Origin of the sequence: Fulvivirga lutimaris (assembly GCF_009711525.1) — a bacterium.
GTDB lineage: Bacteria > Bacteroidota > Bacteroidia > Cytophagales > Cyclobacteriaceae > Fulvivirga > Fulvivirga lutimaris.
Window position 1 is genome coordinate 1 of record NZ_SMLV01000435.1, and the last position, 16,449, is coordinate 16,449.

General features: G+C 38.7%; 16 protein-coding genes. 13 read left to right on the forward strand and 3 right to left on the reverse strand.

The window, feature by feature from the left end; translation table 11 throughout:
• Together E1140_RS20275 and E1140_RS20280 are read right to left on the reverse strand one after the other, a co-directional pair.
• Positions 1–1,068 (reverse strand): tetratricopeptide repeat protein (locus tag E1140_RS20275; protein WP_155188466.1); only part of this gene is annotated, 1,068 nt, incomplete at its 3' end.
• Between the two features lie 208 nt (positions 1,069–1,276).
• On the reverse strand, positions 1,277–1,807 hold the full coding sequence (locus tag E1140_RS20280) for a HEAT repeat domain-containing protein (protein ID WP_155188468.1): 531 nt from the start codon (positions 1,805–1,807) through the stop codon (positions 1,277–1,279).
• Positions 1,808–1,939: 132 nt separating this feature from the next.
• Between E1140_RS20280 and E1140_RS21705 the strand changes: the two genes are divergently transcribed.
• The 13 genes from E1140_RS21705 to E1140_RS20345 all read left to right on the forward strand — a co-directional run bounded on the left by E1140_RS21705 (position 1,940) and on the right by E1140_RS20345 (position 13,940).
• A complete protein-coding gene (locus tag E1140_RS21705) occupies positions 1,940–2,797 on the forward strand; it encodes a hypothetical protein (RefSeq protein WP_221412734.1) in 858 nt (285 codons plus the stop codon).
• Positions 2,798–2,909: 112 nt separating this feature from the next.
• Complete coding sequence (locus tag E1140_RS20290; protein ID WP_155188469.1) at positions 2,910–6,140, forward strand: S41 family peptidase; 3,231 nt, start codon at positions 2,910–2,912, stop codon at positions 6,138–6,140.
• 11 nt (positions 6,141–6,151) lie between these two features.
• Complete coding sequence (locus tag E1140_RS20295) at positions 6,152–7,117, forward strand: MBL fold metallo-hydrolase (RefSeq protein WP_155188471.1); 966 nt, start codon at positions 6,152–6,154, stop codon at positions 7,115–7,117.
• A gap of 66 nt (positions 7,118–7,183) precedes the next feature.
• Positions 7,184–7,642 carry a DUF4199 domain-containing protein gene (locus E1140_RS20300; RefSeq protein WP_155188473.1) on the forward strand — a complete coding sequence of 153 codons (459 nt, stop codon included), beginning with the start codon at positions 7,184–7,186 and terminating at the stop codon, positions 7,640–7,642.
• Between the two features lie 71 nt (positions 7,643–7,713).
• Positions 7,714–8,112 (forward strand): DUF4174 domain-containing protein, encoded by a 399-nt coding sequence (locus tag E1140_RS20305; protein WP_155188475.1) that lies wholly within the window; start codon positions 7,714–7,716, stop codon positions 8,110–8,112.
• Between the two features lie 84 nt (positions 8,113–8,196).
• A complete protein-coding gene (locus E1140_RS20310) occupies positions 8,197–8,628 on the forward strand; it encodes a hypothetical protein (protein WP_155188477.1) in 432 nt (143 codons plus the stop codon).
• A gap of 174 nt (positions 8,629–8,802) precedes the next feature.
• Positions 8,803–9,441: a dioxygenase family protein gene (locus tag E1140_RS20315; protein ID WP_155188479.1), complete on the forward strand. Its 639-nt coding sequence runs from the start codon at positions 8,803–8,805 to the stop codon at positions 9,439–9,441.
• A complete protein-coding gene (locus E1140_RS20320; protein ID WP_155188481.1) occupies positions 9,441–9,911 on the forward strand; it encodes a VOC family protein in 471 nt (156 codons plus the stop codon). Before E1140_RS20315 ends, E1140_RS20320 begins: the two co-directional genes overlap by 1 nt.
• A 17-nt stretch (positions 9,912–9,928) precedes the next feature.
• Complete coding sequence (locus E1140_RS20325; RefSeq protein ID WP_155188483.1) at positions 9,929–10,666, forward strand: hypothetical protein; 738 nt, start codon at positions 9,929–9,931, stop codon at positions 10,664–10,666.
• 264 nt (positions 10,667–10,930) lie between these two features.
• Complete coding sequence (locus tag E1140_RS20330) at positions 10,931–11,467, forward strand: GNAT family N-acetyltransferase (protein WP_155188485.1); 537 nt, start codon at positions 10,931–10,933, stop codon at positions 11,465–11,467.
• A gap of 84 nt (positions 11,468–11,551) precedes the next feature.
• Positions 11,552–11,911, forward strand: a complete 360-nt coding sequence (locus tag E1140_RS20335; protein ID WP_155188488.1) for a hypothetical protein — start codon at positions 11,552–11,554, stop codon at positions 11,909–11,911.
• 218 nt (positions 11,912–12,129) lie between these two features.
• Positions 12,130–12,600: a T9SS type A sorting domain-containing protein gene (locus tag E1140_RS20340; RefSeq protein ID WP_185153697.1), complete on the forward strand. Its 471-nt coding sequence runs from the start codon at positions 12,130–12,132 to the stop codon at positions 12,598–12,600.
• Between the two features lie 2 nt (positions 12,601–12,602).
• Positions 12,603–13,940, forward strand: a complete 1,338-nt coding sequence (locus tag E1140_RS20345; RefSeq protein ID WP_155188492.1) for an Lcl C-terminal domain-containing protein — start codon at positions 12,603–12,605, stop codon at positions 13,938–13,940.
• A gap of 917 nt (positions 13,941–14,857) precedes the next feature.
• On the opposite strand, the gene ftsZ is transcribed toward E1140_RS20345, so the two are convergent.
• A complete protein-coding gene (gene ftsZ / locus E1140_RS20350; protein ID WP_155188494.1) occupies positions 14,858–16,417 on the reverse strand; it encodes a cell division protein FtsZ in 1,560 nt (519 codons plus the stop codon).
• Positions 16,418–16,449: the final 32 nt, after the last annotated feature.

Genomic DNA, 16,449 nt, shown 5'->3' on the forward strand with positions numbered 1-16,449 from the left:
ATTCAATACTTTTTGTTTTTGAATTGTTAATTGTTGAAGCTCATTTTTATTTTTAAGCAACGCATTCTCTGCTTCTTCCCTATTCAATTTCAGAAGATTTATCTCTTTCTCCTTTTCTTCGTTAAAAATACTATCCCCTAAATCCATTGCTGATTTTTGAAAGTTGAAAGCTTTAACATAATCGAGTTTTGCTGCGTAGGCCTCTGTCAAAATTTTGTACACCTCTAATATTTCAAATTTTGCGTTCAGTTTTTTGGCTAATGATTTTGCTATAAAAGCATGAGTTATGCTTTCATCATAGTCCTGAGCCTTTAGGTAGGCTTCTGAAATACCGATTTGAGTTTCTGTTTGTCCAAGAAGGTCATTATTGGATTTACTCAATTCTAAAGCAATATTTAGATAATGTTTTGCCGAATCGAAATTCTCCTTTTCAATATAAACCTTACTAAGGCTATTGAGTGTTTTAACTTGACCCTCAATATCATTTACTTTGGTTCGAGCTCGCAATGAGGCCAACCCATACTTAAGTGCACTATCATATTCATTTAAGGCTAAGTAAACTTCACCAATATTATTCTTGATTGATCCCAATGCCTCAGGTGTGTGAAAACCAACAATTTGGTTTAGGCATTCATTGAAATATTTTAATGCTAATTCATTCTCACCATGAATTTTATGCACAACCCCAATAGCGTTAAGAATGGCCATTTCATAGTAATTATCTTCTAACTTTTCAGCTAAAGCAAGTGCTTCAAAATAGTGACTTAAGGCTTTGTCATAATTACCCCTAATCCGATTAATAATACCTAAGTTATAGTGAGTAACCATCAATCCATAATCGTAATTATTGATAAGAGAAAGCTCCAAAGCTCTTTCAGAAAAGTAACTTGCTGAATCAATATCCCTTGACCTCATCTCCTTACTTAGATCATTGAGAATCTCAATCTCTTCATGTAAATCAAGGGTTTCTATCAAAGCAATTTGCAAGCTATCTGTCACTGCATTTTGCAGTCCAAAAGAAAAGTTATTAATAAAAATAAATAGGATTAAAAGGTGGGTCCAACGCATAGATTAGCCAAGATGACTTTGTGATAATATAGCTAATTAAATCCAATTCAATAGCTTTTCAAATTACATCTTAGTCATATTTAAGTTAATCTTAATAGTTTTCGTTAGAAAATAAACTAATCGAATATTTAGTTTTAATATAGTAATCTAATAGTCAGTGATATCACCTTTACTGACAGATAACTTCATAAAAATACAGGGATCAATTTCAATTTGATTCCTTCAAAAAATCTTCTAAATCTACCAACATCTCCTCTATCTCCTGCTTCCTTAGCTGATAGGCGTCATCTTGCTTGACGTTATTGGAATAGTGGTTCCAGTGTTTTTTGGCCTTTTTAATAACACGAGGAGTGATATCAAATTCTTTGTAGTCTAATAACTCCTTGGCTATGTTTGATACTTTAAAACTTCCAAAAAGGTAGAGTTTGAATATTTCAACAAATCTATCACTGATATCAAATCCTTCCAAAGCCACTAGCAAATCCCCCGCTATGTGAGCATTTTCTTTGGCCTGAATTGCCTCTAATAGATTTGGTAAGGCGGCAGTATTATCCTTGAGTTTACCCAGCGTTCTTGCGGCAATGATTCTATTCTCCTCATTTTCATGAGAAAGCAATTTAATCATAGCTTCCAGCACTTCTTCTTTACCAATATGTCCTAGTGTATCAGAAATCTCATAGGCATTTTCTGGTAGGCTATCATTTAAAGAATTTATTAATGCAGGAATGTCATTTGCCATGAGAATAATATTTGCCTTTAAATTAAACACATTCCACAAACAACACTATTCCTTAGACAGACAACAATGCAAAGATTCTCTGATTAAATCTGAAACATTTAGATTTATAAAGTAACAACAACCTTAAAAGTCATGTCTAATAAAAACTCAATTTCGAGAAGAGCACTGGTCAAAAGTTCAATTTTTGGCATGCTAGCTGTTTCAATTCCCAGCATTGGCTATTCTAAAATCATCCTTCCATCCTCAGAGAAATTATACAATGGTGAGCTCTTTCATCGCTACCCTTCAATTGACGATGAGATTGTGTCAGAGATTGTGGGTGCTTCTCACTTCAACCTTGAACGAGTTTCAGAATTGGTAGACAAAAGACCTGAGTTAGCTCGTGCCACGTGGGACTGGGCATTCGGTGATTGGGAAACAGCCATTGGAGCGGCATCACATGTCGGACGCAGAGATATTGTAGGCTACCTGATGAGCAAAGGTGCCCGACCGGACATTTTTACTTATGCTATGTTAGGAGAATATGAGGTGGTAAAAGGTATGATTGAAGCTACACCTGGGGTACAAAAAATAGCTGGCCCGCACGGAATCAGTCTGCTCACTCACTGCGAAATTGGTGCTCGGAGCAAGGACATTACGGTCACTGAAAAGGCCAAAAATGAAAAGCTCATTGACTATCTCAAGAAGCTGGGTGATGCCGATGGCACGCAGTATGATAAGTTGGAAGAAACTGCCTTAGAAAATTATACGGGCGATTATATGTATGGTGATGGACCTAATGATGGCTTTAGCATTAAGATAAACATGCGTAAAATGATCGCTCTAGGAAAACTCGGTAAATTTGGAGGCGGTTTGTACCCAATAGGGGAAAACAGGTTTGTTTACAATGGAACAACTTCCGTTGAAATTTCATTTGAAATGGTCGATGGCAAGGCTATATCACTCACCGTTCATGAACCAGACCTGACCCTTAAAGCAACCAAAGTCTGACCTCTAATAGAATAGGAGTATATTGCAGAATGAGGGAATACACTCATGTAAATCAACTTTTAAAATCTTGAAATATATGGTAGTTTAAGGATTGCATTAAAATCCGTAAACTATGAAAAAAATATACCTAAGTCTGCTGTTGCTATTCTCAGCAAATATTGCCTTTTCTCAAGGCACCATGCTACTAAGGCAGCCTACACTCTCATCAACAGACGTTGTATTCGTTTATGCTAATGACCTCTGGAAAGCCCCTGCCAATGGGGGAAATGCCATAAGACTAACTTCCAATGAAGGTTATGAATCCTTACCTCATTTTTCTAATGATGAGAAGTGGATAGCATTCACAGCAGAGTACGATGGCATTACGGATGTATATATCATCCCAGCTGCAGGAGGGTCGCCAAAAAGGTTAACCTATCACCCTGCTGGTGATTTTGTGCAGGGATGGACACCCGATGGTAAGATTATCTTCCGATCTGGAAGAAATGCACGTCCAACGCAAACCAATCAGCTATATACCATCTCTACAAATGGTGGTTTACCAGAGTTGATTGATATACCTAGAGCAGCTTATGGTGAAATATCTGGTGACGGCAAATATATTGCTTACACTCCCATTACCGGCTGGGACCCAGAATGGCGGAATTACCGTGGTGGTCAGGCCATGCCTATCTGGATAGTGGATATGAAAACGAAGGATTTAACAAGAACTCCGCAGCTGGATAAAGAAAGACACCTTGATCCTGTTTGGATTGGCAATAAGGTTTATTACATGTCAGAAAGAGATTATACCAGCAACATCTGGAGCTTCGACATTACAACAAAGCAGGAAGAGCAGGTGACTTTCCATAAAAAGTTTGATGTCAAAAGCCTTGATGCCTCAGGCAATAAAATTGTTTACGAGCAAGGCGGCTATCTGCACGTTTTGGATGCTGGCACCAAAGCCACTACGCAACTTAATATCAATGTTGCCGGAGATTTGAGCTTTAGCCGAGAGCGCTGGGTAGATGTTAACGCTGGCAATGTTTCCAATCCTAACCTATCGCCAAATGGCAAACGAGCCATCTTTGAATACCGAGGCGACATCTTTACTTTCCCTAAAGAGGAAGGAAGCTGGAGAAACCTTACTGAAAGCAGCGGTGTAGCTGATCGCTACCCTATCTGGTCGCCCAAAGGCGATAAAATAGCCTGGTTTTCTGATACTAGTGGCGAGTACAAACTCGTAATAGCAGACCAGTTTGGCAAAAACCAAAAGTCTTATGCCCTTGAAAACCCAACCTTTTACTTCAGACCTGACTGGTCGCCTGATGGAAAAAGCATAGCCTACACAGATACAGACTACAACATCTGGATGATAACTCTAGCTGATGGCAAAGTTAAGAAAGTGGATACTGACCGCTATGCACATCCTAACAGAACCATGAACCCAGTGTGGTCTCCAGATAGCCGTTTTATTGCTTATGAAAAGCAACTGGACTCGCACTTCAAAGCCATATTCATTTATGATACGCAAACTTCAAAAGCCACACAGGTTACTGATGGACTTGCCGATGCCATAAGCCCGACTTGGGATCAGTCAGGGGAATATTTGTACTTCCTGGCAAGCACAGACTATGGTCTAAACACGGGCTGGCTTGACATGAGCTCTTACGATCCAAGTGTCAACAGAAGTCTTTATGCACTAGTGTTAAAAGCTGATGGTAAAGCTCCTAACCTGCCTCAAAGTGACGAGGAAGAAGTTAAAAGTGATGAAACCAAAGCTGATGATAAATCAAAGTCAGTGACAGTGACCATAGATTTCAACAGTATTCAAAGTCGTGCAGTGGCACTCGACCTTCCATCAAGAAATTATCAGGGCCTTATAAAATCTGTTGCTAATCAGGTTTTTGTTGCTGAGGTAATCCCAAATGAACGAGGTGTAAAAATCCATAGCTACGATGTTAAAAAGCAAAAGGCAACTGATTTTGAAGATGGTGTTGCTTCAATGGTGGCCTCCAGTGATGGTGGTAATGTGCTGATTAACAAAAGTGGCAGTTGGAGTATCACTGGTAGTAAAGGAAAACCCAAAGGAGAAGATAAAATCTCTATTGCCGGTAAAATGAAGGTTGTTCCAAGTGATGAATATGCACAGATATTTAAAGAAGGCTGGCGCTACATGCGTGATTTCCTTTATGTTAACAATGTGCATGGCGCGCCATGGGATAAGGTTTATAGCTGGTACCAGCCATGGATAAAGTATGTTAAGCACCGAACAGATTTGAACTATGTTGTTGATATCTTAAGTGGGGAAGTAGCTATTGGTCATTCATACGTTTCTGGTGGCGATATGCCGGATGTTGAAAGAGTACCTGTCGGACTACTTGGAGCTGACTACATTATCAAAAATGGATATTACACCTTTAGTAAAATTTATGATGGTGGCCTTTGGAACCCCAACATTGATGCTCCTCTTGGCTTGACAGGCTTAGGAGTTAAAACAGGAGATTATCTATTAGCCATCAATGGAACACCTCTAAAAGGTTCACAAAATGTTTATGACTTACTGGCTCAAACTGCAGGTAGAACGGTTTCCATTACTATTAACAGCAAACCAGATATGGCCAGTGCTAAAACTGTTTATGTTAAGCCTGTTGGCAATGAATATATGCTTAGATATACCGACTGGATCAATGGAAATATCAAAAAGGTAGATGAGTTATCAGGTGGTAAGTTGGCTTATGTTTATATCCCCAACACCGGAGGTGGCGGGTTTACCAGCTTCAATAGGTATTACTTCTCTCAGCAAGACAAGAAAGGGGTCATTTTAGACGAAAGAAATAATGGTGGTGGATCAGCAGCGGATTATATGATTGATGTATTAACCCGCGAACCATTCGGTTATTTCAACAGCAAAGCCAATGATAATCGTCCATGGACCTCTCCTATTTCTGGTATCTGGGGGCCGAAAGTAATGCTGATCAATGAGCGTGCCGGTTCTGGTGGTGATTTATTACCATATATGTTTAAAATGAAAAAAATTGGCCCACTGGTGGGCACCAGAACCTGGGGTGGACTGGTTGGTACCTGGGATACCCCAAGATTTATTGATGGTGGCAGAATGGTTGCCCCTCGTGGTGGTTTCTATGATGTCAATGGCGAATGGGCTGTGGAAGGCGTTGGAATTGCGCCAGATATAGAAGTTATTCAGGAACCCAAACTGGTGCTGCAGGGTAAAGATCCACAGCTGGAACGTGCTGTTGCTGAGGCACTCAAACTGCTAGAGACTCAGGAGTTTAAAATGAAACCAGAACCTAAGGCACCTGTAAGATGGAAGCGCCCTGAAGGTTACGACAACGATAATTGATTATTCAAATTATGAGACATTCTCTTCTAATACTTTTATGCCTTTGCGCATGCAATCCAAAAACAGAGGAGAATGTCTCTACTCCTAAATCAGAGACTTCCATATCAATTTCAGAAACCAGCCTGATTATATTAGGTAATGTTCAGGATGGTGGGTCACCACATATTGGCTGCCAGAAAGACTGCTGCAAAGCGCTTTTCAAAAATCCTGACAAAGACAGAAAAGTAGTTTCGCTGGGCTTAATTGATGTCGAAAGTCAAAAGAAATACCTCTTTGAAGCTACTCCTGATATGACCGAGCAAATGAAGATGCTCAAAGAGGCTTGCTCATTTGAAACATCTGAAACACCAGATGGCATTTTTCTAACGCATGCTCATATCGGGCATTATGCAGGGCTCATGTTTCTGGGCAAAGAGGCTATGAATGCTAGTAAAGCACCCGTTTATGGTATGCCCAGAATGAAAAACTATCTCGAAAATAATGGCCCATGGAGTCAGCTGGTAGCATTAGATAATATTGCCATTAAGGAAATAACCAATCAGGACACCATTGATCTCTCTGCTGCTCTAAAGGTCATTCCTTTTACAGTACCACATAGAGATGAGTTTTCAGAAACAGTGGGTTACAAAATCATAGGGCCCAATAAGTCTGCTTTGTTTATTCCTGATATCGACAAATGGGAAAAATGGAATGAAAGCATCATAGACCAGATTGCCCTGGTGGATTATGCTTTTGTAGATGCCACTTTCTTTGATGCTGCCGAAATCAACAATCGAGATATTTCAGAGATTCCGCATCCTTTTATTATTGAAAGTATGGAGCTGTTTAAGGACTTATCTGAACAGGAAAAAGCCAAAGTTCATTTTATACATTTTAATCACACCAACCCTGCCCTTGATACTGAAAGTGAGCAAACCAAGCTGATCCTATCAAATGGATTTAACATAGCCAGAATTCATGATGTTATTACATTGTAACAGCTTCTAAAACCCATCAAAAAGTTAGTATTTAAACATTTGAGCCACAATTCCTGTTGAAATACTATGAAACCAAAAACATTAGAACAAATCGGATTGAAATGGGGACTAATCGTTTTTGCGTTACTCTCCATGTATTTTTTCGCACTACAACTGCTGGGCTACGTCCATGTGATAGAGCTCAGAGCGTTTAACGCGGTCATTATGTACTTTGGAGTATATAAGGCCATCAAAGAATTTAAAGCTTCAGATCGTGACTTCAATTACTTTCAAGGATTGGGAACAGGTGTAATAACTGCATTTGTATCGACATTAATCTTTGCCGTATTTGGCTTCTTCTACCTTAGTGTTATCAACCCTGAGTTTATGGAATCGATTAGGCAAAATGAACCATTTGGTATTTATCTGAATAGATTCGGGGCACCGATACAGATTTTTATTGAAGGTATGGCCTCAGGTTGCTTAATGAGTTTTGCCAATATGCAATTGCTCAAGAAGCCTCGAATTTCCAATGTAGTTCATTAAAAGTGAAACCTATAATTCATCGGTCAACTAGCTTTACTAACACAGGTTGGTTGACCGTTTTACTTTTTATAATGGCCACAACCTTATCTACAAATGCCCAAGAACTGAATACCCATAGATGGAATAATAGAGTATTATTGATCTTTGCTGAAAATGATAATGACCCAACTTTTACTGAGCAGCTTAAAGAACTGAACTCAGATATTGAAGGTCTCAAGGAAAGGAAACTTATAGTGTATCAAATTTTTCCATCGCACTATAAGACAGGCTATGCCCATAGTAACGAGACAATCAAACCAGATGAGTCAATATTCAAAAAATACTCTACTCCCTCTGACCCTTTTAAGGCCGTTCTTATCGGGCTTGATGGTGGTGTTAAATATGAAAAATCTGGTTTGCTAAAAAATAAGGTTCTTTTTGCAATCATTGATGGAATGCCCATGCGCAAAGCTGAATTAAACAATAATTAAGGTATTGATTAAATAGTTGCGAATCTCTCTGGACAAATTAATGATAAATTAATTAGTTTAGTTTTCAACTATTTCAATTTAGCTATGGATAACCAAGAAGTATTCTTTGAAAGCGATGTTGCTAAAGTATATTATGACGGTGACTTAGACACTTTGTTTTTGGAGTATCTAAAAAATGTAAAAAATCATGCTGAGTTTTTGGTCATCAATGAAGCCCTGTTGAAGGCTTTCACTGGCTTGAAAACAAATAAGCTTGTTGCTGACATTAGAAAAATAGGCATAATTGCCATAGAATCGCAAGAATACGTAGCCAACATAATGTTCCCTGCCATGATAAAACATTTAAATGGTACTCCTTTTTATCATATGCAGTATCTGGATGAAAAGGACGTTTTTGCTAAAATTTCCGGAGGTGGTGTAAAAGCAAAAGCAGAGAAGAATAAAGATAATCCTATGGTTGTAGAGCAGTTTTCTGATTGGGATAAAATGGTAGCACGTCTAAAAGAAATTCAATAAACATCACTTTTTAGGTTTAACCTCAAAGAGCCCTTCACTCTGGTTTGCTAACCAGTCAAGCTGGATTTAGTGGTTGGTAAAGACTGTGCAAAATACTGTTGTTGATAGCGCTTAGTTTGCTATTCGTCTAAATCTGATAACAGAACTGCCGTCTGCTCGTTAAGCTTAAGTGCTATGCAACACAAATTTTTAATCACAGAAATATCCTCAATACTTATTCTTCTTACTTTTCTGAATTGTACTAACAGTACAGAAAGCAAATCATCTGGAGCAATTACTCAAGTTAAAAGCCAGGAGCCACTGCCGAAATGCGAATGGTGTGGTGCAATGGATGCACCCGAAGAGTTATCATGGTCAACAACTATTGCCGATGAAAACGAACCTGGAGAAAGGCTAGTTCTTAATGGCACGGTATTTAATCAGGATGGCACACCAGCAGCAGGCGTTTTAATATATGCTTATCATACTAACCTTCAAGGCATCTATGAAAAGAAAGGTGATGAAACGGGTAATGGCAAAAGGCATGGACACCTGCGCGGGTGGGTAAGGACTGATGCGCAAGGGCGATATCAGTTCAAGACCATAAAGCCAGCAGCCTACCCCTCAAGATCAGAGCCAGCGCATGTTCATTTCACACTGTCGGCAGCTGATATGCCTGAATACTGGATAAAATCAACACTGTTTGATGATGACCCACTTATTACTTCGGGTATGCGAGCCGATAACGACAAAGGCAAATTTGCACGAATATTATCACTCACAAAAAATGATGGTGTTTGGGTTGGCGAGCGCGATATCAAACTAAAAAAATAATGAAAAAACTTATTCTGCTGCTTTTAACCTGTGCAGCATTTTCAGCCAATGCGCAGAAGCAGCTGCCTGATCCTGAGGCTTACTTTATGTCATTTATTGTAGAAGATATTGATACTTCTCTAAAATGGTATAAAGGCATTCTGGGGTTTGACATCATTAATGAAATGGCCTCTGAACAAGGTGGTTACAACATCGCCATTCTAAAACGTGGCAATGTACTGCTCGAGGTAATGGAACTTAAAGATGCCCTTGCCCCTAAAAAAGAACTCGCGCAAGTTGATGGCAAACTGTATCTGCAAGGCATCTTCAAAGTGGGCTTTCAACTTGAAGATTTTGATGATTGGGTTGATTATCTAAAAAAGGAAGAGGTTGAATTTCATGGTACTGTGGTGAAAGACGAAAACCTGGGCATAAGAACGGTGATCATTAAAGACCCCGATGGCAACTACATCCAGCTTTTTGAAAAATAATTACTAGATTGTCCTTCATGAAAACCTCGCAAAAGATCATTCTCCTGGTCCTGATCTTAGTAAGTCCAGTTTGTGCTTCTGCTCAAAAAACTACCGATACGCTACAAACTGAATGGATTAAGGCCATAAACAGCGGTTATGCAATTAATGATTTTTATAACAATAATAGCGGCCTGCTGCTGGATGGTGAATTCATTTTGGGACAAGAATTAAGTAAAACACTTCACACTTTCATAAGGGATAATGGAGAGATAGGTAATTACGAATTATTAGAAACTCATCGGCTACGTGATAACCAGAAAATGGAGCTGGGTAAATATGCTGTAAACAACAAAACTTTCTACTCTGTAATTGGTTGGAAGCGGCTTGGTGAATGGACTAAAGAATTTGAGGTAATTTATGAGCACACACCTGTTCCCGGCAATACTGGTGATGTGGCAGCCACTGGTCGGCAAGCCTGGGAAGATTATGCCAATGAGCACCGTCCTGACCAGATAATCAAAAATGTGAGTGCCAAAAATGGCATGTATTTTAACCGCGGCAGCCTCTACCATGGTGATGAAATTATTGAGGCTTACGGATATATGACTAATGAAAGCTATCACATAAAACTGGAGTCAATGAGTGGCTCTATGGTTAATGAAGACACCTTCTTTGATATTGGCACCTTTCAGGTAGGTGGCAAAGGCCTGTACCTCCTCATCTGGACAAAAGAAGGTAACGACTGGAAAATATTGCTGGATTTCAACTTCTAACCTAAGATCAATTAATAAAAACGATCGTCATAACTGAGAAATAATAACATATGAACTTATTGTCACTTCGACATGCAGCGCAGTGGATCCGATAGCTATCGGATGAGAAGTCTCCTCGTACTAAGGAGGAGACCTCTCGCAAAAGGCTTCGAGGTGACGTTGGGCTTATAAGAGACCGATTGCCAACAAAAATGACGTTACAAGGGAAGCCTCATTTGATTATTAGAACGCAAATTTTTGGGCTAAATCCTCCATATTTACAACATGCTAACTTTTGATAATTACACCATTCGCCCATTAGAAGTCACTGATCTGGAACCTTACTTTGCTCTGGTTGAGCGGAATAGAAAACGACTTGAAGACTTTTTTACAGGTACCGTATCAAGAACTCAAGACCTTAAAGCCACAAAGGCTTTTTTAGAAGAAATAGATCAGAAGAGAAAAGACAAGCAGTACTACCCTTTCATAGTTACTGATAACAATACCGGAGCGTTTGTAGCATTCATTGATTTAAAAAATGTGGATTGGTCGATACCCAAAACCGAGATAGGCTGCTATACTGATGCTCAGTATGCCGGCAAAGGCATTACCTCCAAAGCCATGCAGCTATTTGTTGATTACTGCTTTGAGCATTATGGTTTCAAAAAGATATTTCTACGAACCCATCATTCCAACAAAGCCGCACAATCCATTGCCGAAAAATGCGGCTTTGAAATAGAGGGAACGATAAGAATGGACTACAAAACCACCTCCGGTGAGCTTGTAGATTTGATTTATTACGGCAGGCTATCAAAAGCCTAAAATATCTTAGATTAGTAAAAAACATTAGTGAAATAGCAGGCATGCCCGCTATCCTAATGTTGTAGGGCATAATCTACATAGCTTATGGACAGAATTACAAACTCAGATACACACTTCCTACCACTTGTTAATAACAGCAAAGAACCTCTGAGCAAACTGGGATTCGAACTTATCTCCCAAGGACCCGATATTAATGACCGGGTGATTTTTAGAGATGCAAATGGAATTATAGTTCAGCTTGTATATCAAAGATTTGATCCACCCGAAGTTTGGATAAACAGAGATGGAGAGAGTGGAAGTATTAGAGTAGACCAATTAACTGAGGAATTTTTGACGCAAATAAACCTGCATGGAATAGGAACTCTGACAACGAAGGATTTATCAACTATTCGGATTTTAGCTTCTTTGAGGACTTTCTTATCACTTACATGCCTAAAATTTTAGAAAAGGAAAATTTTGTGGATGACATTAACGACTGGATAAGAAAATTATATAGCTAACAAAAGCCCTATAACATTCTATATAAATCATGGCTGTTCAGTAGGTTATTGTAACCTTGGTTCTTTGTAGATTGCCTCGGTACTTAATTGAAATTTTTATACTTTTAATCAGCCACGAATTTATACAGTGGCATTATGATCAATACTTAAAAAATGAAATTTGTGAAAACTGCAATATTGTTACTATTGGTGCTGTTTCAATTCCAAGCGATTGGACAGACTTTATCACGTAGCTCACTCAATGTGATTGGTTTTAATCTAGTGAGTAGTGGATTAACACTAAAACAGTCAGCTGGTGAAATATCAAATGGAATTATAGATAAAAACGGACTTGAAGGTTATATAGGCTTTATCGTTTTAAATGAAAAGATCAACGATCCTTTAGCAGTAACTTCACCAGTTATTGAGTTTCAAGTTTATCCAAACCCAACTAGCTCTACAGTAGTTATCTCATTCTCTGGCCAATTTAATGGATCAATTCAAGTGAGTGACATTCAAGGACGATTAATTGATAATTATACAATCAAGTCCAAACAAATTGAAATCAAGAATCTTACTAAGGAACTTAACATCATCACTATTATTGATTCAAATGGATCAACTCTTAAGACCATTAAAATTATAAAGAATTAATCATGAATAAAGTAATCTTTTTTATACTCTTTCTAACTTCCTATTTTTCATATGCACAGCTACCAGAGGTGTTTAATTATCAAGCTCAAGCACTTGATGATCAAGGTGAATACATTTCTAATGAAGACATAACAATAAGAATTTCAATTATTCAGGAATCAATTGATGGACCTATTGAATACTCGGAAGCACATGTTAGCAAAACCGATCAATATGGAATCTTTTCTTTGCAAATTGGAAATGGAAGTCAGGTAATTGGAGAATTCAATTCAATAAATTGGAGTAAAAACCTGAAGTTCTTGCGAGTTGAAATGAATAAAGATGGAGGTGGATTTCTGAACTTGGGAACAACACAATTTGTTGCCGTTCCATATGCCATGGTAGCTAGAGAAGTTCTGATAGATAACGTTAATGACAATGACGCAGATAGTACTAACGAGTTGCAATCTTTGGCTCTGAATAATAACATATTGTCACTTAGCAATTCTCATGAGCAAATTGATTTTAATGGATTTCTCAATACTGATAATCAAAACTTAGAACTAGCTGTAAATGGAAGTACCAGAAGCCTTTCCATTGAAAATGGAAATACAATTGAATTTGATATCTCTGATGACGATGCAGATTCATCAAACGAATTGAATCAATCATTTTCTTTAGAGGGAACCTCAATTTCAATAACTGATGCAGGAGGAACAAAAACTTTAGATTTATTTCCAAAATTCTCAGATTCAGAAATTCCATTTATTTCAAATCCAGTCGCAGGGCAAATCATTTATAATACCACAACCAATAAACCTGTTTTTTTCAATGGTACAGACTGGCTAAATTTCGATGGTACAGCAGGAATATCGAGCCCATTACCTGAGGTGGGAGACTATTTATTTGGTGGCATAGTATTTTGGATCGACCCAACAAACAAAAGAAATGGTTTAGTTGCCGCTCTTTCAGACCAAAGTACAGGTACTGAGTGGGGTTGTTATGGAACACTAATTACTGGAGCATATGGAACAGCTATTGGTACAGGTTATCAAAATACAATTGACATAGAAGCTGGATGTGCAACAGTAGGAACAGCAGCAGATTTATGTGCCAATCTTTCATTAAATGGATTCAATGACTGGTATTTACCTTCAATAGATGAACTGGATCTAATGTATAAGAATATTGGTCAAGGAAATGCCTTTGAGTTAGGAAATGTTGGTGGTTTTAGTAATGGAACCTATTGGAGTTCCACACAGGACACCGACCTTGCGCGAGTTCAGAGTTTCGGTAATGGCCTTCAGGGCACCTGGCCTAGAGGTGCCAACTATTATGTTCGAGCTATTCGGGCTTTTTAACAATTCCTCTATTCTACACTTTACTATCTCGCTGAGGTATTCTTTATTTTTTGGGAGGGCAAAAGTCCTCCATTATTTGCTCAACTCATTTATAATAACGTTAGAAGGTTTTTGAGCAACTTGACTTCTACAACTTTTATTGGATATTCATTCAATAATATACATTTCATGAATAGTGTCGAGCTATTTATTATTGGAATAATTTATCTATAAATTGCTATATCGAAGAAATAACATACCCATACCACGGTCTATATCCCATGGTGGTTAGGCAGTGAGATTGGCTTTACTGCTTTCTGGCAGTACCTAACAAATCTCCGACTTTTCACATGGGAAGAAAAAGGAATGATGAAAAATCAGAGATTTTTCCTACCTTGTTTCCGACACATTAACTTACACCAACGCCACAGGATTTAGACAGGCTTTAGCCCAATAGTTTCAAGACAGGATCATTCTAACAATAATACTTTTGACATTTTCAATTTTCGTCAACGTACAAGATTCCTTATTGGTGAATGAGGCTCGCAAAAAGATAACAGAAATAGAGAGCATTGGGCACAAAGAGGTAGTTTTGAAAAAGGTAATGTCATAATTGCCATAAGTGCAATTAATGATGGTGCCATATTTCAAAGAAGAGGAATATTTTAAAAGGACCTGCTAGCGGACTGAGTGAAAAAAAAAGGTCTGTGAAGAAACCGCGGAAACCCAAAAGTGAGTGTATGCTACTCTCTATCATTTAACCCCAAATTCAAACTCAACTGAATTTGTCATTCCATAAAAAAACCTCCCCCGAGTTAACGAAGGAGGTAAAAGCTGAAAAAAGTTGACAGGGCAGCACCGGCCAAAAAATTACAACCAACAACCACTACGAATTGGAAAGTAAGCCGGTTTTAATGCTGCGATGTCAAATTGTGGATCTAGTCCACATTATCATGCAAGAACTTGTTGTTACCCAAGATCTGATTATCATCATTTAAATTGTACTTACTAACATGCGGCTCGCTTGAGTGCGGTACATTCTGAAGTCTTACATCTTTGCGCAAAAATGCAGGAACATCCAGTTTGTCTTTAAATTCATTCGCACTCATTTCGGCTTTATTCAGCCCTTTAAGCTTGTTAATGCGCTCTTCAGCCTGCATTCTCAATCGCTCTTTGGTGCTGTTCACTTCCATCATACCGTCTTCATTGATGTGTTGATCGCTATCACCTTCGTCCACAATCTCAAACTCCTCTTCTAGCTCAGCAAACAAGCCATCTTCACCATCTATATCATCATCTTCTACCCTGTTCTCAGGCTTTCCGAACGAATAACGTGGTGTCTCTTCTGCTGGCTCCTGCTTATCTTCTACCTCTCTTGAAGTAATCTCGTTTTGGTTGAAGTCATTAACAGTTTTGTCACCGTGAAAAAGATCTATCTGCTGTGGCGCTTCTAAGTCAAATACTCTGCGGCCATCTTCTTCTGCCTTTTTAGGCTCGTCTTTAGTGTAAAGGTTATTGCTCTGCACCTTATCAAAACCAGTGGCAATGACAGTAACTCTGATGCTTTCTTCCAAATTAGGATCAACACCGTGGCCGAAGATCACTTCAGCTTCGTCACCTGCCTGCTCCTGGATGTATTCTGTAATTTCAGTCAGCTCATCCATTTGCAACTCTGCCTGATCACCAGAAATAATTGAAAGCAATATTTTCTGTGCTCCATTAATGTCTCTGTTATCCAATAATGGAGAAGCCAATGCCATTTCAGCAGCTCTGCGCGCTCTGTTTTCACCTTTGGTTTCTGCAGAACCCATAACCGCTGCACCAGCGTTATACATTACTGTTTTAACATCCTGAAAATCGACATTTACATAACCTGCAACAGTAATGATCTCAGCAATACCTTTGGCAGCTGTAGTCAATACATTGTCGGCCTGAGCAAAAGCATTACCGATAGAGAGGTTACCATGGATCTCTCTCAGCTTATCGTTTAATATTACCAACACAGTATCGCAGCTATCTTTCAGTGCATCAATACCTGCCTGGGCTTGAGCTATCTTCTTTTTACCTTCAAAAGAGAAAGGTGATGTAACAATACCTACAGTAAGGATGTCCATCTCGCGGGCTATTTTAGCAATAACCGGAGCGGCTCCTGTACCAGTACCTCCACCCATTCCGGCAGTGATAAATACCATTTTGGTATCTGTGCCTAACAGGTCTCTGATATCTTCCTTACTTTCTAAAGCGGCATTTTTACCTACTTCAGGATTGGCACCTGCACCAAGACCTTCAGTAAGGTTTACCCCTATCTGTATTTTAGCGGGTATAGCGCTTGACTTTAAAGCTTGTGAATCTGTGTTACACACAACAAATTCTACATCTTTAATACCCTGATTGAACATGAAGTTTACAGCGTTGCTTCCGCCTCCACCCACACCAATCACTTTTATGATCGATTTATGATGTTTCGGAATCTCGAATTTATATCCATTGTCATCCATAATATTATTATTTAGTGGTTTGCATTAGTTGA

Excerpts from the sequence above, each read along its gene's own strand:
- E1140_RS20325 (WP_155188483.1), top strand. The coding sequence starts at position 9,929 with ATGAAAACCTCGCAAAAGATCATTCTCCTGGTCCTGATCTTAGTAAGT.
- ftsZ (WP_155188494.1), bottom strand. The coding sequence starts at position 16,417 with ATGGATGACAATGGATATAAATTCGAGATTCCGAAACATCATAAATCG.
- E1140_RS20300 (WP_155188473.1), top strand. The coding sequence starts at position 7,184 with ATGAAACCAAAAACATTAGAACAAATCGGATTGAAATGGGGACTAATC.
- E1140_RS21705 (WP_221412734.1), top strand. The coding sequence starts at position 1,940 with ATGTCTAATAAAAACTCAATTTCGAGAAGAGCACTGGTCAAAAGTTCA.
- E1140_RS20335 (WP_155188488.1), top strand. The coding sequence starts at position 11,552 with ATGGACAGAATTACAAACTCAGATACACACTTCCTACCACTTGTTAAT.
- E1140_RS20310 (WP_155188477.1), top strand. The coding sequence starts at position 8,197 with ATGGATAACCAAGAAGTATTCTTTGAAAGCGATGTTGCTAAAGTATAT.
- E1140_RS20290 (WP_155188469.1), top strand. The coding sequence starts at position 2,910 with ATGAAAAAAATATACCTAAGTCTGCTGTTGCTATTCTCAGCAAATATT.
- E1140_RS20330 (WP_155188485.1), top strand. The coding sequence starts at position 10,931 with ATGCTAACTTTTGATAATTACACCATTCGCCCATTAGAAGTCACTGAT.
- E1140_RS20315 (WP_155188479.1), top strand. The coding sequence starts at position 8,803 with ATGCAACACAAATTTTTAATCACAGAAATATCCTCAATACTTATTCTT.
- E1140_RS20280 (WP_155188468.1), bottom strand. The coding sequence starts at position 1,807 with ATGGCAAATGACATTCCTGCATTAATAAATTCTTTAAATGATAGCCTA.
- E1140_RS20305 (WP_155188475.1), top strand. The coding sequence starts at position 7,714 with ATGGCCACAACCTTATCTACAAATGCCCAAGAACTGAATACCCATAGA.
- E1140_RS20320 (WP_155188481.1), top strand. The coding sequence starts at position 9,441 with ATGAAAAAACTTATTCTGCTGCTTTTAACCTGTGCAGCATTTTCAGCC.
- E1140_RS20295 (WP_155188471.1), top strand. The coding sequence starts at position 6,152 with ATGAGACATTCTCTTCTAATACTTTTATGCCTTTGCGCATGCAATCCA.
- E1140_RS20345 (WP_155188492.1), top strand. The coding sequence starts at position 12,603 with ATGAATAAAGTAATCTTTTTTATACTCTTTCTAACTTCCTATTTTTCA.